The organism is Faecalibacterium sp. Marseille-P9312 (assembly GCF_902497445.1).
Lineage (GTDB): Bacteria > Bacillota > Clostridia > Oscillospirales > Ruminococcaceae > Faecalibacterium > Faecalibacterium longum.
On record NZ_CABVEW010000022.1, the window covers coordinates 1 to 15,041 of the forward strand.

Annotated in this window: 15 protein-coding genes; 13 read left to right on the forward strand and 2 right to left on the reverse strand. The window is 58.1% G+C overall.

The features are described 5' to 3' along the window. Together F3G95_RS13235 and F3G95_RS13240 are read left to right on the forward strand one after the other, a co-directional pair. Positions 1-642, forward strand: a 642-nt coding sequence (locus tag F3G95_RS13235) for a hypothetical protein (RefSeq protein ID WP_207706445.1), incomplete at its 5' end; no start/stop codon positions are given. Positions 643-800: 158 nt separating this feature from the next. Then, a complete protein-coding gene (locus F3G95_RS13240) occupies positions 801-1,358 on the forward strand; it encodes a hypothetical protein (RefSeq protein ID WP_149795316.1) in 558 nt (185 codons plus the stop codon). A gap of 85 nt (positions 1,359-1,443) precedes the next feature. Here the strand turns inward: F3G95_RS13240 and F3G95_RS13245 are convergent, their stop codons facing one another. Together F3G95_RS13245 and F3G95_RS13250 are read right to left on the reverse strand one after the other, a co-directional pair. Then, the gene (locus tag F3G95_RS13245) at positions 1,444-1,695 is read right to left on the reverse strand and encodes a phage holin (protein ID WP_149795317.1); all 252 of its coding nucleotides are present in this window, start codon (positions 1,693-1,695) and stop codon (positions 1,444-1,446) included. A 45-nt stretch (positions 1,696-1,740) separates the two neighbouring features. Next, positions 1,741-3,333 carry an Ig-like domain-containing protein gene (locus tag F3G95_RS13250; protein ID WP_188117560.1) on the reverse strand — a complete coding sequence of 531 codons (1,593 nt, stop codon included), beginning with the start codon at positions 3,331-3,333 and terminating at the stop codon, positions 1,741-1,743. A gap of 607 nt (positions 3,334-3,940) precedes the next feature. Here F3G95_RS13250 and F3G95_RS13255 point away from each other — a divergent pair. The 11 genes from F3G95_RS13255 (at position 3,941) to atpH (ending at position 14,895) form a co-directional block, all read left to right on the forward strand. Beyond that, positions 3,941-4,999: a 3D domain-containing protein gene (locus tag F3G95_RS13255; protein ID WP_243130401.1), complete on the forward strand. Its 1,059-nt coding sequence runs from the start codon at positions 3,941-3,943 to the stop codon at positions 4,997-4,999. A 285-nt stretch (positions 5,000-5,284) separates the two neighbouring features. After that, positions 5,285-7,507, forward strand: coding sequence for a 1,4-alpha-glucan branching protein GlgB (gene glgB / locus F3G95_RS13260; protein WP_149795319.1), 2,223 nt, complete (start codon positions 5,285-5,287; stop codon positions 7,505-7,507). A gap of 72 nt (positions 7,508-7,579) precedes the next feature. After that, the gene (locus tag F3G95_RS13265) at positions 7,580-8,773 is read left to right on the forward strand and encodes a glucose-1-phosphate adenylyltransferase (protein ID WP_149795320.1); all 1,194 of its coding nucleotides are present in this window, start codon (positions 7,580-7,582) and stop codon (positions 8,771-8,773) included. After that, on the forward strand, positions 8,767-9,894 hold the full coding sequence (gene glgD / locus F3G95_RS13270; RefSeq protein ID WP_149795321.1) for a glucose-1-phosphate adenylyltransferase subunit GlgD: 1,128 nt from the start codon (positions 8,767-8,769) through the stop codon (positions 9,892-9,894). The genes F3G95_RS13265 and glgD overlap by 7 nt, the downstream gene beginning before the upstream one ends. 146 nt (positions 9,895-10,040) lie before the next feature. Then, on the forward strand, positions 10,041-11,459 hold the full coding sequence (locus F3G95_RS13275; RefSeq protein WP_149795322.1) for a glycogen/starch synthase: 1,419 nt from the start codon (positions 10,041-10,043) through the stop codon (positions 11,457-11,459). A 485-nt stretch (positions 11,460-11,944) separates the two neighbouring features. Beyond that, positions 11,945-12,205: an AtpZ/AtpI family protein gene (locus tag F3G95_RS13280; RefSeq protein WP_149795323.1), complete on the forward strand. Its 261-nt coding sequence runs from the start codon at positions 11,945-11,947 to the stop codon at positions 12,203-12,205. Between the two features lie 20 nt (positions 12,206-12,225). Then, positions 12,226-12,726, forward strand: a complete 501-nt coding sequence (locus F3G95_RS13285; protein WP_149795324.1) for an ATP synthase subunit I — start codon at positions 12,226-12,228, stop codon at positions 12,724-12,726. Positions 12,727-12,729: 3 nt separating this feature from the next. After that, positions 12,730-13,473 (forward strand): F0F1 ATP synthase subunit A, encoded by a 744-nt coding sequence (locus tag F3G95_RS13290; RefSeq protein ID WP_149795325.1) that lies wholly within the window; start codon positions 12,730-12,732, stop codon positions 13,471-13,473. 53 nt (positions 13,474-13,526) lie between these two features. Then, entirely contained in the window at positions 13,527-13,808 is a 282-nt protein-coding gene (gene atpE / locus F3G95_RS13295) for an ATP synthase F0 subunit C (RefSeq protein WP_015564615.1), read from the forward strand. 44 nt (positions 13,809-13,852) lie between these two features. Further along, positions 13,853-14,359, forward strand: a complete 507-nt coding sequence (atpF, locus tag F3G95_RS13300) for a F0F1 ATP synthase subunit B (protein WP_149795326.1) — start codon at positions 13,853-13,855, stop codon at positions 14,357-14,359. Further along, the gene (atpH, locus tag F3G95_RS13305) at positions 14,356-14,895 is read left to right on the forward strand and encodes an ATP synthase F1 subunit delta (protein WP_015564617.1); all 540 of its coding nucleotides are present in this window, start codon (positions 14,356-14,358) and stop codon (positions 14,893-14,895) included. The genes atpF and atpH overlap by 4 nt, the downstream gene beginning before the upstream one ends. The last annotated feature ends 146 nt before the right edge of the window (positions 14,896-15,041 follow it).

Below are 15,041 nucleotides of genomic sequence, written 5' to 3' on the forward strand. Positions count from 1 at the left end.
GGGTATGGTATGATGGAGGTGCGAAGGGGGAACGACTCCCGGACAGGTGTATTGCTCAGCGAAAGGAAGGATACCATGAAACGATTTACAAGATTTGCCGCCCTGCTTCTCGTCGGCGTGCTTGCACTGGCTCTCCTCACGGGATGTGGAACAAGTAAAGAAAAGCGTGCGATAGCAGCTGCAATGAAAGCAATTAAAAGTGTCCCGAAAACAGATACCTGCACAATTATAGAGGATAAAACCGTTTCCGGCAAGGGTGCTGAAGTTTTACGCCTATTTGAAAGCTCAGACACAGAGGGTGAAGTTTACGACCCGATGATGGACCCGGAAGGCGATTATTTCATTCGAGTTTATGAGGGATATTCACATCTGTACTCAGCGCTCGTTTGCAAGATGCCGGAGAATATTTCAGACCAGACCATATGGAATAACATTGCGAAAAAGGTAGCAGAAGGTCTGTGGACCATCTGGGAAGGTTCAGAGGGAGATAAAGAGGCAAGGCTTTGCATTGAGATTGTACGAAATGTTAAACTGAACGGCGAAGATGAAGCGGGTGATTATATCGTCATCTTTGGAAAAAAGTATGTAGGATATGATGGCGGCGGCATCGACGGCGGAGACGGCGGCGTTATTGTGATGTAAAATGTCTCACGGTTGCGTTGAATAGAGTCGAAAATCTTCTATTTTTGTCAAAATGCCAAAGAAAATCTCGGAAAACTGTGCGCAACTCCGAATCTGCAAGATCTGCCGAAAACGGCAGACCACAACGGACGAAAGCGCCGATAAAGGAGGAATTTTCCATGAAATTGTTCAAGAAGCTCGCGGCCGCCGCACTGGCTGGTGTGATGGCACTGTCTATGCTGACCGGCTGTGCCCTCGGGAATGCCGCAAAAGAGAATGCGATGCTGAAAGCATTGCAGACAGCGGGTAATATGATGTGCGTCAAAGTCTCTGAGGATAAGGACTTGAGCAAGAAGGCCCATGGCGTGTTCTCTGCATTTAAGGCCGCAGAGGGTAATGAATGGGATGCAGAAAGCCCGGATGATGAAAACCTGAATATATTTATTGTAAAGGTGGTCTACAAGGAAATTCCATATCTCGTGGCTGTCACTGAGATGCCCAATAACGCAAAAGATTCCATCAACTGGGGTTACACTGTTGCGAAAATTTTGAATGGATTTGAGGGGTACAAGTGCATCGAATGGGATAATGAAGAGGAAACGAGCGGCAAACTGAAAGTCGGCTTTGATGTCATGAACGATGCCAAGCTGACCGACACGCAGGAAAAGGCCGAAGATTACATGGTCGTCTTTGCAAAGTGTCTGAACAGCGGCACGGGCAGTGGCTCCCGAACCTGATCGTTTTCGGATGTGATAACTTTCTCCAATAAAGACACAGCGCCCCGGAGCAGTCTGCTCCGGGGCGCTGTGTTCGCTTATGCGTTTATCGCTTCTGCTGCTTCAGGCGGGTCATGAAGTCGTCGGCCTCGATGGCTTCAGGAGTGAAGCTGTTGTTGTTCCACCAGCTGGCAATGGCGGCGGCAACGGTCAGGCCGCTGGAAATGAGCTGCTCCAGCTGGGCGCTCTCAATGGGCAGCATGGGCTTGCCCACGGCGCTGAGCACCTGATTGGTCAGGGCCAGCGCCAGCGCAGCGGTGCGGGCCAGGGTGGATGCGGAAATCTTGTGATGGGTCATAGTCAGTACCTCTCTTTCTGTTTCAAGATATGTGTTCGGTGTGGTTCAGGTCTCCTGCAGCACGACGGTGCCGGAGAAGATGAGGGTGGTGTCGTCGCCATAGTAGGCGCTGCCGTGGGCGATGTCGATGCAGTCGTTTGCTGCGACCCAGGAGGGCTGGACAGAGGGCGGGTAGAAGTTGTTGGAGGCGGCGAAATAGAGCTGGTATTCGACGCCCTTTTCCAGCGCGATGCTGCCCATGTCCAGCACCACGTCGTTGTAGCCGCGGACAATGTCGGTGAACTTGTCTGCCAGGGCGGTCGTGGAGCCGTATTTGCGCAGGACGGTGCGCATCGTGCCCGGCACGTAGCCCTTGACACGGAATTCCAGCGAGCGGAGCAGCAGGCCCGCTTTCTTGGCCGTCAGCGGCATAAAGAACTCGTACTTGGCGGGATAAGTGTCCCACGCGGGGATGTCGCCGCTGTCGGTGTGGGCCGTCTCGATGCGGTAGACGGCGGGCGTCACCGTGACGGTGCAGCTGTCGCTCTTGCTGTCGGAGGTGGCAGTGACGACGGCAGAACCCTTCTTAAGGGCAGTGACGCGGCCCGCATCCACCGAGACGATGTCCGTCGGCGAAACGCTCCACAATACCGTCTGGTCGGTGGCATCCGGGGGCGCGATGGAGGCGCTGAGGTCGGCAGTGCTGCCCCGGCTCAGTTCCAGCGTGTGCTGGCTCAGAGTCACCTTCTCCACCGGGATGATGTCCGGGTCGGGCAGGGGAGTGGGCGGCGTGGTGTCCCACAGTTTTTTAAGGGCTTCGAGGTCATCTCTGGCGCTGCTGTCGGTGTAGCTGGCAGAACTCAGCAGCTTGAGCAGATGAGCTTTTTCTTCGCTGCCCAGCTCGCTGAGGCTGTCGGTGCTGATGGTGTCGGCGGTCAGTGCGCCGGTGGAGGCATCGACCTTCACCACCCGCACCAGCTGGCCGGCTTTCGGCGAGACAGGGCGGGGCAATGCCCAGACGTCCAGTGCGTTCAGCCGGACGGTACCGCCTTTGCCGTTGACGCTCAGCACAGCGCCCTCCGAGGGGGCATAGGCGGCGGCACGGTCAGCAGCGGCTTCGGCCTGCTCGGCATAGCCGGCAGCCAGGGTGGCGCTGGCGGCGGTCTGCTGGGCAGAAGAAGCGGCCTCGCTGGCGCTCTGCCTGGCGTTCGCCTCGCCGGAGGCGGCGCGTTTGGCGGCCTCTGCGGCGGCGTTGGCGCTGGCCATCACCCGGGCGATGAACTGCTCGTAGACCGAGGGGGTCAGCTCTTCGCCCGCGCCCTCGGTGGGGAGGATGCCGTGGACGTCGTACTGGCCGGGCCGGGTGTAGGCGGTGTAGCCATTGCCGTTGGCAGCGGCCAGCATCCACTCGCCGCTGGCCCAGCCGGTAAAACTCCGGCCCACGCTGACGCAGCCTGTATCGTCCAGCGCCAGCGGCTCGGCCAGCGTGCCGTCCGTGTGCCGGATGTGGAGGGTGACGACACACCTCTTCCACTGCTCCGGCAGGCTGAATTCCAGCCGGTCCACACCCTCGGCTTTCTGTGCGCCCAGATGCAGCCGGTGGGGCTGGGCGAGGAATTCCGTGCCGCCGAAGTCCCGGGCTGTGATGTTGATCTGCATGGTAAAAACTCCTTTCATTTGGTTTTGCGTTTGCCTCTGGCCCGATTGTAGCGCAGAACGGCAGTGGGCGGAAGTACATACTTTTTTATTGAGAATTTGGCGGGTTAGGCATTTTGCCAAACGGCCTTTTTCGGAGAGAAATGGACCCCTGTTTTTCTCTTGAAAATTGTCAGAAAACAGTCCGTGATTTGTGTCGAAAATAAGCCTGTTATGGCCGGTTTGACGCCGCAAAGCGGGCTGGAGATACTGCAAAAAACACCCCGGAAATGCCAACTCAAATGTTAAAAATATATGAACAAGTATGACTTTGTTTTTGCGAAAAAATCGGAGAGAAATCATTGAATTTCATGAAATCGAGAGCAAACTATGTACAGAATGCACAAAAAACTATGTGAAGGAATTGACGAACGCCTGACCTTCGATTTGACAAAACGGCCTCAGTCTGCTAAAATAACGTCCGCTCAACACACGTTGCAGCGCATAAAATTCATCACGGTGAAGTGAAAAGCCGCTTTTGCGGCGCCCGCTGTGCGGGGCATTTACGCACAGTCTGACGGGCCTTGAGATACAGGCCCGCTGTCCATTCCAAAATCTGAAAAGAGAGGAGTTGTCTCGTATCGCTTCCGTCAAATTTAAGAAAGCATTGCCCGGCTGCACCCGTGCAGCCTCATCCCGTGTGCTGGCGTTCTGCGTCATGGCTGCGTGTCTCGTGTTCACGCTGGCTGTGACCGCCGCGAATCTGCGGCTGACCTACGTCACAGACTCCCACGGTGCGCGGCAGGTGGTCCTCACTTCCGAGAGCGACCCTGCCCGCGTTATGAGCCTTTCCGGCATCGAGGCCGAGGAGGGAGACGAAGTCTATTACACTGCCTTTGCCGGCAGTCTGGCATCCCTGAACATCGAGCGCGCCTTCAGCGTCGCCATTGAGGCTGACGGCCAGGAGTACCCCGTCAAGATGGTGGTGGGTACCGTCGCCGATGCTCTGGAACGTGCCGGCATCACTCTGGAGGGGGATGACTACACCGAGCCCGCCCTCAGCGCGATGGTCACGGCTGGCAGCAAGATCGAAGTCCACCGCGTCGAGTATCAGGACAAGGTGGAGACGCAGGCTGTCCCCTACGACACGGAGTATGTCTACACCAGCCTCTACTTCCGCAACACCAACCGTGCCACCACCCTGCAGCATGGCTCTGAGGGCCAGCAGACCGTCACCACCCGGGAGCGCTGGGTGGACGGCGAGCTGGAAAACAGCGTCGTCACCGATGTGACCACCACCGTGGAGCCTACCGACCATGTGGTCAAGACCTATGGCGCCGGTGCGCCCGTCTCGCCCCTGACCGGCCCGGACGGCACCACCAACGCCCCCGCCAGCTACAGCAAGGTCCTTACCGGCAAGGCCACCGGCTATTATTCCAAGTCGGGCAAGGGTTCTTCCGGTCTGGGTCTGGGTTACGGCACCGTGGCCGTTGACCCCGATGTCATCCCCTACGGCACCCTGCTGTATATCACCTCCACCGACGGCAGCTTCGTCTATGGCTACGCGGTAGCCACCGACACCGGCATCGCCGTGCAGGATGGCCGCATCCTCGTGGACCTGTTCTATGAGACCTATGCGGAGTCTGTCATCAACGGCGCCATCAACGTCAACGTCTATGTCGTGGGCTGATGCGCCTTTGAAAAACTGAAGTAAAATAGTGGAAAAACATCCGCTCTGATTTTTTGCCAAATGTGCAAAATTCGGGGCGGATGTTTCTTTTTTGCCTTTATTCTGTTAAGTCTGCCGATATTTCTTGTCTAAAATTAGGGATGTTGTATATATAAGAAAAATATCGACGAAAAGATTATGGTATATTCTACAAGAAAACTCTTGAAAAATCCGACGAAATTCTTTAATATAAGAGAGTAAAAGGCACAGGACTGCCCATGCGGCCTGTGCGGGGAGGAGCTGTTTATGAAACCGACTGAGGAAAAGACCCGCAGCAATCCATCGGACCTTCCGGTGTATTTGTTCAAGCAGGGCAATAACTGTGAAGCGTACCGCTATTTTGGCGCACACATCGAGCAGCGGGCCGGGGAGACAGGCGTGGTGTTCCGCGTCTGGGCACCGCACGCGACGGCCATCAGCGTAGTAGGCGATTTCAATAGCTGGAAACCGGGCAGCCACCCGATGCGCAAGGTGGACAATGACTCTGTGTGGGAGCTGTTCATCCCGGGCATGAAGGAATACGACGTTTACAAATATTGCGTGACCACCCGGGCGGGCGACCTTGTCTACAAGGCTGACCCCTATGCGTTCCACGCAGAGACTCGCCCCTCGAACGGCAGCAAGGTCTACGATCTGAACGGCTTTGTCTGGCACGACGAGGCGTGGCAGAACGCCCAGAAGAAGGCCGATGTCATCAACGGCCCCATGAATATCTACGAGATGCACGCCGGCAGCTGGAAGCAGAAAGAGGGCGGCCTGCCCTACAATTACTCCGAGCTGGCCGACGAGCTCATCCCGTACATCACCGAGATGGGCTACACCCACGTGGAGCTGCTGCCCGTCATGGAGTACCCCTTCGATGGCAGCTGGGGCTATCAGGTGACGGGCTATTTCGCCCCCACCAGCCGCTACGGCACCCCGAAGGACCTGATGGCTTTCGTGGACAAGATGCATGAGGCAGGCATCGGCGTCATTATGGACTGGGTGCCGGCTCACTTCCCGAAAGACCAGTTCGGCCTGTACAACTTCGATGGCGAAGCCTGCTACGAAGACCCGAACCCCAAGCGCGGCGAGCACAAAGAGTGGGGTACCATGGTGTTCGACTTTGGCCGCAGCGAGGTGCAGAGCTTCCTCATCTCCAGCGCGCTCTACTGGCTGGAGCAGTACCACATCGACGGCCTGCGCGTGGACGCTGTGGCTTCCATGCTCTATCTGGACTACAACCGCAAGCAGGGCGAGTGGGAGCCCAACAAGAACGGCGGCAAGGAGAACCTTGAGGCTGTGGCATTCCTGCGCAAGCTCAACGATACGATTCTGGGCCGTCACCCCCACAAGTACATGATCGCAGAGGAGTCCACCGCGTGGCCGATGGTCACCAAACCCGCTTCCGACGGCGGCCTGGGCTTCAATTTCAAGTGGAACATGGGCTGGATGAACGATATGCTCAGCTACATGAAGACCGACCCGCTCTTCCGTTCGGGCAACCACAACAAGGTCACGTTCAGCTTCTTCTACGCCTTCAGCGAGAACTTCGTGCTGCCCATCAGCCACGACGAAGTCGTCCACGGCAAGGGCAGCCTCATCAACAAGATGCCCGGTGACTATGAGGCCAAGTTTGCAAACCTGCGCACCTTCTTTGGCTACATGATGGCTCACCCCGGCAAGAAGCTGCTGTTCATGGGTCAGGAGTTCGGCCAGTTCACCGAGTGGAACGAGACCAAGTCTCTGGACTGGATGCTGCTGGGCTACGACAAGCACACCGAGCTGCAGACCTACGTCAAGACCCTGAACAAGTTCTACAAGGACCACCCGGCCTTCTGGCAGATCGACTACAGCTGGGAGGGCTTCCAGTGGATCGTCCCCGACGACTCCCGGCAGAGCGTCGTGGCCTTCCTGCGCAAGGATGCAAACGGCAAGCAGATCCTCGTGGTCTGCAACTTCAACCCCGTCCTGCGCGAGGGCTACACCCTGGGCGCACCGAACTCCGGCACCTACAAGGAGATCCTGAACAGCGACGACGAGGCGTTCGGCGGTGCCGGCACTGTCCACAACAAGGCTGTCCGCTCCAAGAAGAAGCCGCTCCACGGCTTCGAGCAGAGCATCACCATCACGCTGCCTCCCATGAGCGTGCTTTATTTCGAGGTGCCTGCAAAGCGCACCCGCAAGACCGCCGAGGAGAAGGCAGCGGAAAAGGCTGCGCCCAAGAAGGCTTCCAAGACTGCAAAGGCCGAAAAGGCTGAGGAAAAGGCACCTGCAAAGCGCGGCCGCAAACCCAAGGCAGAAGCTGCACCTGCGGAGGAAAAAGCCCCTGCAAAGCGCGGCCGCAAGCCGAAGGCAGAAGCTGCACCTGCGGAAGAAAAGGCTCCTGCAAAACGGGGCCGTAAGCCCAAAGCAGAAAAGGCAGCGGAACCGGCTGAAAAGCCCGCCCGCAAGCCCCGCGCCAAGAAGGCGGACAAGGCCGAAAAATAAGGCCGGGCCGAACCAACATTGTTGAACCATTTCCACCAAATATCAGGAAATGTTAAAGGGGAGAATAAAGCTATGGCAAAAGAAATCGTGGCAATGATCCTTGCCGGCGGACGTGGCTCGCGTTTGTACGCGCTGACACAGAAAACGGCAAAACCGGCGGTGTCCTTTGGCGGCAAATACCGTATCGTGGACTTCCCGCTGTCCAACTGCGTCAACTCCAACATCGATACCGTTGGCATCGCAACGCAGTATCAGCCCCAGAAGCTGAACGAGTACATCGGCAACGGCCAGCCTTGGGACCTGGACCGTCTGTACGGCGGCGTCCATACCCTGCCTCCTTATGAGCAGGCAAAGGGTACCGACTGGTACAAAGGCACTGCAAACGCCATCTACCAGAACATCAGCTTCATCGACAGCTATGACCCGGAGTACGTCATCATCCTGTCCGGCGACCAGATCTGCAAGCAGGATTACGCCGACTTCCTCCGCTTCCACAAGGAGAAGGGCGCAGAGTTCTCTGTGGCCGTCATGGAAGTTGACTGGAAGGAAGCTTCCCGTTTCGGCCTGATGGTCGCAGACGAGGACGACAGGATCACCGAGTTCCAGGAGAAGCCCCCTGTGCCGAAGTCCAATCTGGCTTCCATGGGCATCTACATCTTCAACTGGGATATCCTCAAGAAGTATCTGGAAGAGGACGAGGCAGACCCCAACTCCAAGAACGACTTCGGCATGAACATCATCCCCGCGCTGCTGCGCGACGGCCGCAAGATGTATGCTTACCACTTCAACGGCTACTGGCGTGACGTGGGTACCATCGACAGCCTGTGGGAAGCCAACATGGAGGTCCTGGACCCCGAGAACTCCGGCATCGACATCTTCGACGAGAAGTGGAAGATCTACAGCCGCAACCCCGTGCTGCCCGCCCAGAAGATCGGCCCCCGCGCGCTCGTGCAGGATTCGCTGGTCACTGAGGGCTGCCAGATCTACGGCTGCGTCAAGCACTCTGTGCTGAGCGCAGGCGTCGTCGTGGAAGAGGGCGCAACGGTCGAGGATGCCGTCCTGATGGATGGCGTCGTGGTCAAGGCAGGCGCAGTGGTCAAGCGCTGCATCCTCGCTGAGAACGTCGTGGTGGGCGCAGGCGCCAAGATCGGCGGCGACGGCCCCATCGCACATGTCGGCACCGGTCTGACCATCGGCGCAGGCGCTACCGTCAAAGAGGGCGCCAAAGTATTTGATTCCGTCAAGGAGGGCGAGGAAGTATGCTGAGCCAGAACAACAATGCGTTGGGCATCATTTTCCCCAACAGCTATGATAACACCGTGCCTGAGCTGGTGACCGAGCGCGCAATGGCCTCGATCCCCTTCGCAGGCCGTTACCGCATGGTGGACTTTGTCCTGTCCGGCATGGCCAACTGCGGCATCTCCAACGTGTCTGTCGTGGTGCGCAAGAACTACCACTCCCTGATGGACCATCTGGGTACCGGCCGCGAGTGGGATATGGCCCGCCGTCACGGCGGTCTGAACATCGTCCCTCCCTTTGCTGAGAAGGGCGTGCGCATCTACTCCGGCCGCGTCGAGGCTCTTGGCTCCATCCTGAGCTTCCTCGAGAACCAGAAGGAGCGCTATGTGGTCATGAGCGATGCCAACATCGCCATCAACTACGACTTCAACGCCCTGCTGGCTGCCCATCAGGCCAGCGGCGCAGACGTCACCGTGGCCTACCAGAAGACCGAGATCCCCGAGGGCCGCAAGAACGACAACTACACCCTGACCGTCGATGCCGATGGCCGTGTGACCGAGCTGCTGTTCAACGATTACCGCCCCGGCAAGCAGAACCTCGATCTGGACATCTATGTCATGGAGCGCCAGACCCTCATCAAGCTGGTCAAGGACGCTACCGCCCGCGGCCTTATCTACTTCGAGCGCGACATCCTGGCTCACAACGTCAACATCCTGAACATCCATGCGCTGGAGTACACCGGCTATGTGGCTCATGTCTGCGACATGAAGAGCTACTTCGACGAGAACCTGAAGCTCATTGATGAGAAGAATCTGAATGCCCTCTTCCCCAAGAAGAACCCCGTTTACACCAAGATCCGCGACGACAACCCCACCCGTTACGTCACCGGTTCCAGCGTCAGCAACTCTCTGTTGGCTGACGGCTGCGTCATCGAAGGCACCGTGGAGAACTGTGTGCTGTTCCGCGGCGTCAAGGTCAAGAAGGGTGCCGTCGTCAAGAACTGCGTCCTGATGCAGGACACCGTGGTGGAGCCTGGCGCTGAGCTGGACTGCGTCGTGACGGACAAGAACGTCCGCATCACCGCAGACAAGAAGCTGAGCGGCACCAAGAGCTTCCCCGTTTACGTTCAGAAGAACCACATCGTCTGAACCGTTTGAGAATCTCCCATAGGGGCGGCTCCCTCCCCGGTAGCCCCTCTTAAAGAGGGGCGGGGGTACTGTGTGTACCCCCGCCCGCTCTTTTTGCCGCAGCGGGAGGAGATATGAATCCCTTTTATCAGGAAGGAGCGAATCTTATGAAGATCCTGTATGCTGCTTCGGAAGCAACCCCCTTTGCAAAATCCGGCGGTCTGGCCGATGTGGCCGGCTCCCTGCCCAAAGCGCTGGTCAAGGACGGCGTGGACGCCCGCGTCATCATGCCGCTGTATGGCGACCTGAAGTTCCGCGATAGGCTGGAATACGTTACCAACTACTCGGTCCCCGTGGGCTGGCGCAGCCAGTACTGCGGCCTGTTCAAGGCTGAGGTCAATGGCGTGACCTACTACTTCCTCGACAACGAGTATTACTTCAAGCGCCGCGGCCTCTACGGCTTCTACGACGACGGCGAGCGCTTCGCCTTCTTCTCCCGCGCAGTGCTGGAGACCCTGTTCTACATCGACTTTACCCCTGACATCATCAACTGCAACGACTGGCAGACCGCTCTGGTGCCGGTGTACCTGAACCTGTACTATCGTCATCTGGACAAGTTCAACCGCATCAAGACCATCTTCACCATCCACAACATCGCCTATCAGGGCAAGTACGGCACCGATATTCTGGAAGACACCTGCGGCATCGGCCGCCGTGACCAGCATATCGTGGAGTATGATGGCTGCGCCAACTTCATGAAGGGTGCCATCGAGACGGCAGACAAGATCACCACCGTCAGCCCCACCTATGCACAGGAGATCCTCGACCCGTGGTTCAGCTACGGTCTGGACGCTCTGCTGCGCGAGAAGCAGTACAAGCTCTGCGGCATCCTGAACGGTATCGACATGGAGGCCAACAACCCTGCCACCGACCCCCACATCGCCTTCAACTACGATGTCAACAACTTCGAAGAGGGCAAGGCAAAGTGCAAGGAGGCTCTGCAGGATAAGTTCGGCCTCAACAAGGACGGCAGTCCCGTCTTTGCAATGGTCAGCCGCATGGTCGGCATGAAGGGCTTCGATCTCGTGCAGAGCGTGGCCGACGGCCTTGTGGACCGCGGCATCGAGCTGGTCATCCTGGGCAGCGGCGAGAGCCAGTACGAGAACTTCTTCTCTGACCTGTGCGGCCGTCATCCGGGCCGCGTAGGCACCTACATCGGCTTTGAACCCACCCTGTCGCAGGAGATCTATGCCGGCGCAGATGCCTTCATCATGCCGTCCAAGAGCGAGCCCTGCGGTCTGGCCCAGATGGTCGCCTGCCGTTATGGTACGCCTCCCATCATCCGCGAGACCGGTGGTCTGCGCGACTCCATCCACGACTGCACCCTCGGCGAGGGCAACGGCTTCACCTTCGCGGGCTACAGCGCCCACGAGCTGTACGACGCCTGCTGCCGCGCACAGGACCGCTACTACAGCAAGGAAGACTGGAACAACCTTGTCAAGTACGACATGGAGTGCGACTTCAGCTGGGATGTCTCTGCCAAGAGCTATGAGGGCCTCTACAATGAGACTGCAAACCTCTGGTAAGCCGAAAAATTAAAATTCTTTTTCACCCCGCTGGGTTCGGTCACACGAGCCCGGCGGGGCTTTTTGCGTGGGGGAACTCCCTCCGTCATCGCTGCGCGATGCCACCTCACTCTAGGAGGGAGGCTTCAAGGCCCCCTCTCCGAGGGGGCTGGCTGCGAAGCAGACTGGGGGAGTTTGCCCGCCGGGGCTTTTTGTGCCTTTCAGCAAAATCGGCCCAAAAGGAAATGCTTTTTCTTTCTCAAACGGGGCAGAATGATAAATGACACGGAGAAGATGAGCGGCTGAACCGGAAAACTTTTGGTTAGAAATGACGAACTTCCCCGCGTTTATAGAATTTTGCTAAAAAGCAGTGGAAAATTGATTGAATTTTACAGCCGTTTTGAGTATAATGGGGAGTAAAGAGTCTTTGTTCAAAGTTTGACGTGCAGACCGGGCGAAAAAGACAGAGCGGCCCGGAGCACACGCAGAGGGAGGGGAGCCGGACCGTGAAGGGCTGGTACAAGGCACTGGAAGATCTGGTCTGGCTGACCCAGCTGGGGCTGAATATGCTGCTGCCGCTGGTGATGTGTCTGGGCGGCTGCTGGTGGGCCGTCAGCCATTGGGGCTGGCCCATGTGGGTGTATCTGCCCGCTGTGCTGCTGGGGCTTGCCGCCGGGGCGCAGAACTTCTGGGTCTTCGTCAAAGAGCGGCTCGACCGCTCCAAAAAGGACAAGCCCCGCCGGACAGGCTTTAACTCGCATTTATGAGATAAGGGAGAGCTATATCTATGAAATTACAGCCGGAATCCAAAAAGGAGCTGCTCCGCATCGCGGGCGGCACGGCATTCTGCACCGCGATCATGTGGGTGCTTTTCGCGGCGCTGCATCTGGTGGGCTGGGTGAAGTTCGACTATACGGTCGTCCTCGGCAGCCTCGTGGGTGCAGCCGTCGCCATCGGCAACTTTGCGGGCATCTGCTTCGTGGTCCAAAAAATCATCGACGAGCCGGATGAGAAGCGCCGCAAGGCAACATTACAGCTTTCCTACAACAGCCGGATGCTGCTGCAGGCGCTGTGGGTGGTGGTGGCCGTCGCGGCCCCCTGCTTCCAGCCCTTTGCCAGTGTGCTGCCGCTGTTTTTCCCCCGTGTCACCATTTATTACCTGCAAATAACGGGCAAGTACAAACCGCTCACGCCGAAGGCAGAGCCGGTGGACGTCTCGGTGGAGGACGACCCCGAACCTGCCGATGCGCAGCAGTCCGCACCCGATGAAAAAGGGGGTGAAACGTAACAAATGGAACTGAACGGCGCAAAGATCCTGTATACCATCCATACCAATATCCCTGTGCTGGGCGATTTCAAGATCACCCAGACTCTTGTGAGCACATGGATCGTCATGGCGCTGCTCTCGGCTCTGGCCTTCTGGCTGGGGCGTGACCTCAAACTGGAAAACGTCTCCAAACGGCAGGCCGCCGCCGAGTTCATCGTGGAACGGCTGGACCAGTTCGTCCACGACAACATGGGCTGGCACTTCGATCAGTTCATTCCGCTGGTGGGTGCGATCTTCGCACTCAGCATCGGCTGCAACCTGATCAGTGTGGTGGGCCTGTGGAGCCCCACGGCAGACCTGAACACCGAGGCGGCCTGGGCCATCGTGGTGTTCATCATCATCATGTACTACAAGATAAAGACCAACGGCATCCTCGCCTATCTGAAGGGCCTGCTGGACCCCATCTTCCTGATGGCGCCCATCAATGTGCTGTCGGAGGTGTCCACCCCTGTCAGCATGGCTTTCCGTCACTTCGGCAACATCCTGTCCGGTACCGTTATCTCCACCCTGCTGTACTGGGCGCTGGCGAGCCTGAGCCACGTCATTTTTGGCTGGCTGCCCGGATTCCTGAGCCAGCTCCAGCTGTTCCAGATCGGCATCCCGGCCTTCACGGGCCTGTATTTCGACTGGTTCGGTGGCTGCATTCAGGCGTTCATCTTCTGTACCCTGACCACCATCTTCATCAAACGTGCTGCCGGTGAGGAGTAAGCCTCCCGCCCCGGCATCCCCCAAAAACAAACATTTTCAGGAGGACACAAACTATGACTGACTTTCAATTCCTTGCTCGTGGTATCGCTCTGGCTGGCTGCGGCATCGGCGCAGGCTGCGCACTGATCGCAGGTATCGGCCCTGGTATCGGCGAAGGCAACGCTGCCGCTGCTGCCTGTGAGGCTGTCGGTCGTCAGCCCGAGTGCAAGAGCGACGTGACCAGCACCCTCATCCTCGGCGTCGCACTGTCTGAGACCACCGGTATCTACGGCTTCGTCACCGGCCTGCTGCTCATCTTCCTCGCACCCGGCATGTTCATGAACTACCTGCAGTAAGCGCTCCTTTCAGAGCTTGATTTCAAGAGAAAGGGGAGACGCTTATGCAACTTTATCAGGCATTGATCACGCTGGATGGCTGGACGTTTCTGGCCCAGATCTGCAACCTGATGATCCAGCTGGTGATCTTCAAAAAGCTGCTGCTGAACCCGGTCAAAAAAGTCATCGCCGAGCGCAAGGCCAAGGCGGACAGCCAGATCGCGGACGCCGAGAAGCTGCGCACCGAGGCTGAGGCCATGAAGGCGGAGTACGAGCAGAACCTGCAGAATGCCCGCACCGAGGCCAACCAGATCGTGGCCGCCGCCCAGAAAACGGCTGCTGCCCGCAGCGAAGAGCTGCTGGGCGAGGCCCGCGCACAGGCCGCTGCCCTCAAGCAGAAGGCCGAGACCGACATTGCGCAGGAGCGCAAGAAGGCTGTCAACGAGGTCAAGGACGAGATCGGCGGTATGGCGATGGAGATCGCCTCCAAGGTGGTCGAGCGCGAAATCAAAGAGGCTGACCATCAGGACCTGATCGACGAATTTATCAAAAACGTGGGTGAAGCATCATGACCGAGACTGCAAGGATGTACGGCGGAAGCCTGTACGACCTGGCCGCGGAGGAAGGGCTGGACGAGCGCATTCTGGGCGAACTGGATGGCGTGACGGCTCTGCTGAACGGGGACGCCGAGTATCTGCATCTGCTCAGCATCCCCAGCATCCCCAAGAAAGAGCGCTGTGCGCTGTTGGACGAAGCCTTCCGCGGGCAGGTCCACCTCTATGTGCTCAACTTTATGAAGCTGCTGTGCGAAAAAGGCGCTCTGCGGGAGCTGCCGGGCTGCGCCCGGGCTTACCGCCTGCGCTACAATGAGGCTCACGGCATTCTGGAAGCGACTGCTGTTTCCGCTGTGCCTCTCACGGCAGAGCAGACCAGACGCCTGCACGAAAAGCTGGAAAAAGTCACCGGCAGGCACATTGACCTCAAAACGAAGGTCGAGCCTGCTGTGCTGGGCGGCATCCGGCTGGACATCGAAGGCACCGAGCTGGACGGCACCGTCCGCAGCCGCCTCGCCGGCCTGCGCAGCAGCATCGCAGCAGCGACGCTGTAAATCATACGAAGCCCTCCGGCCAACGCAAGGCCCGGCAGCTCTCAGAGCCGTAAGGCGATGAGATGCGGCAAGACCGGCCTGCCAAGGGCTCTCCCCACGGGAGAGCTGGCAAAGCCATCAGGCTTTGACTGAGAGGGCTATCCACC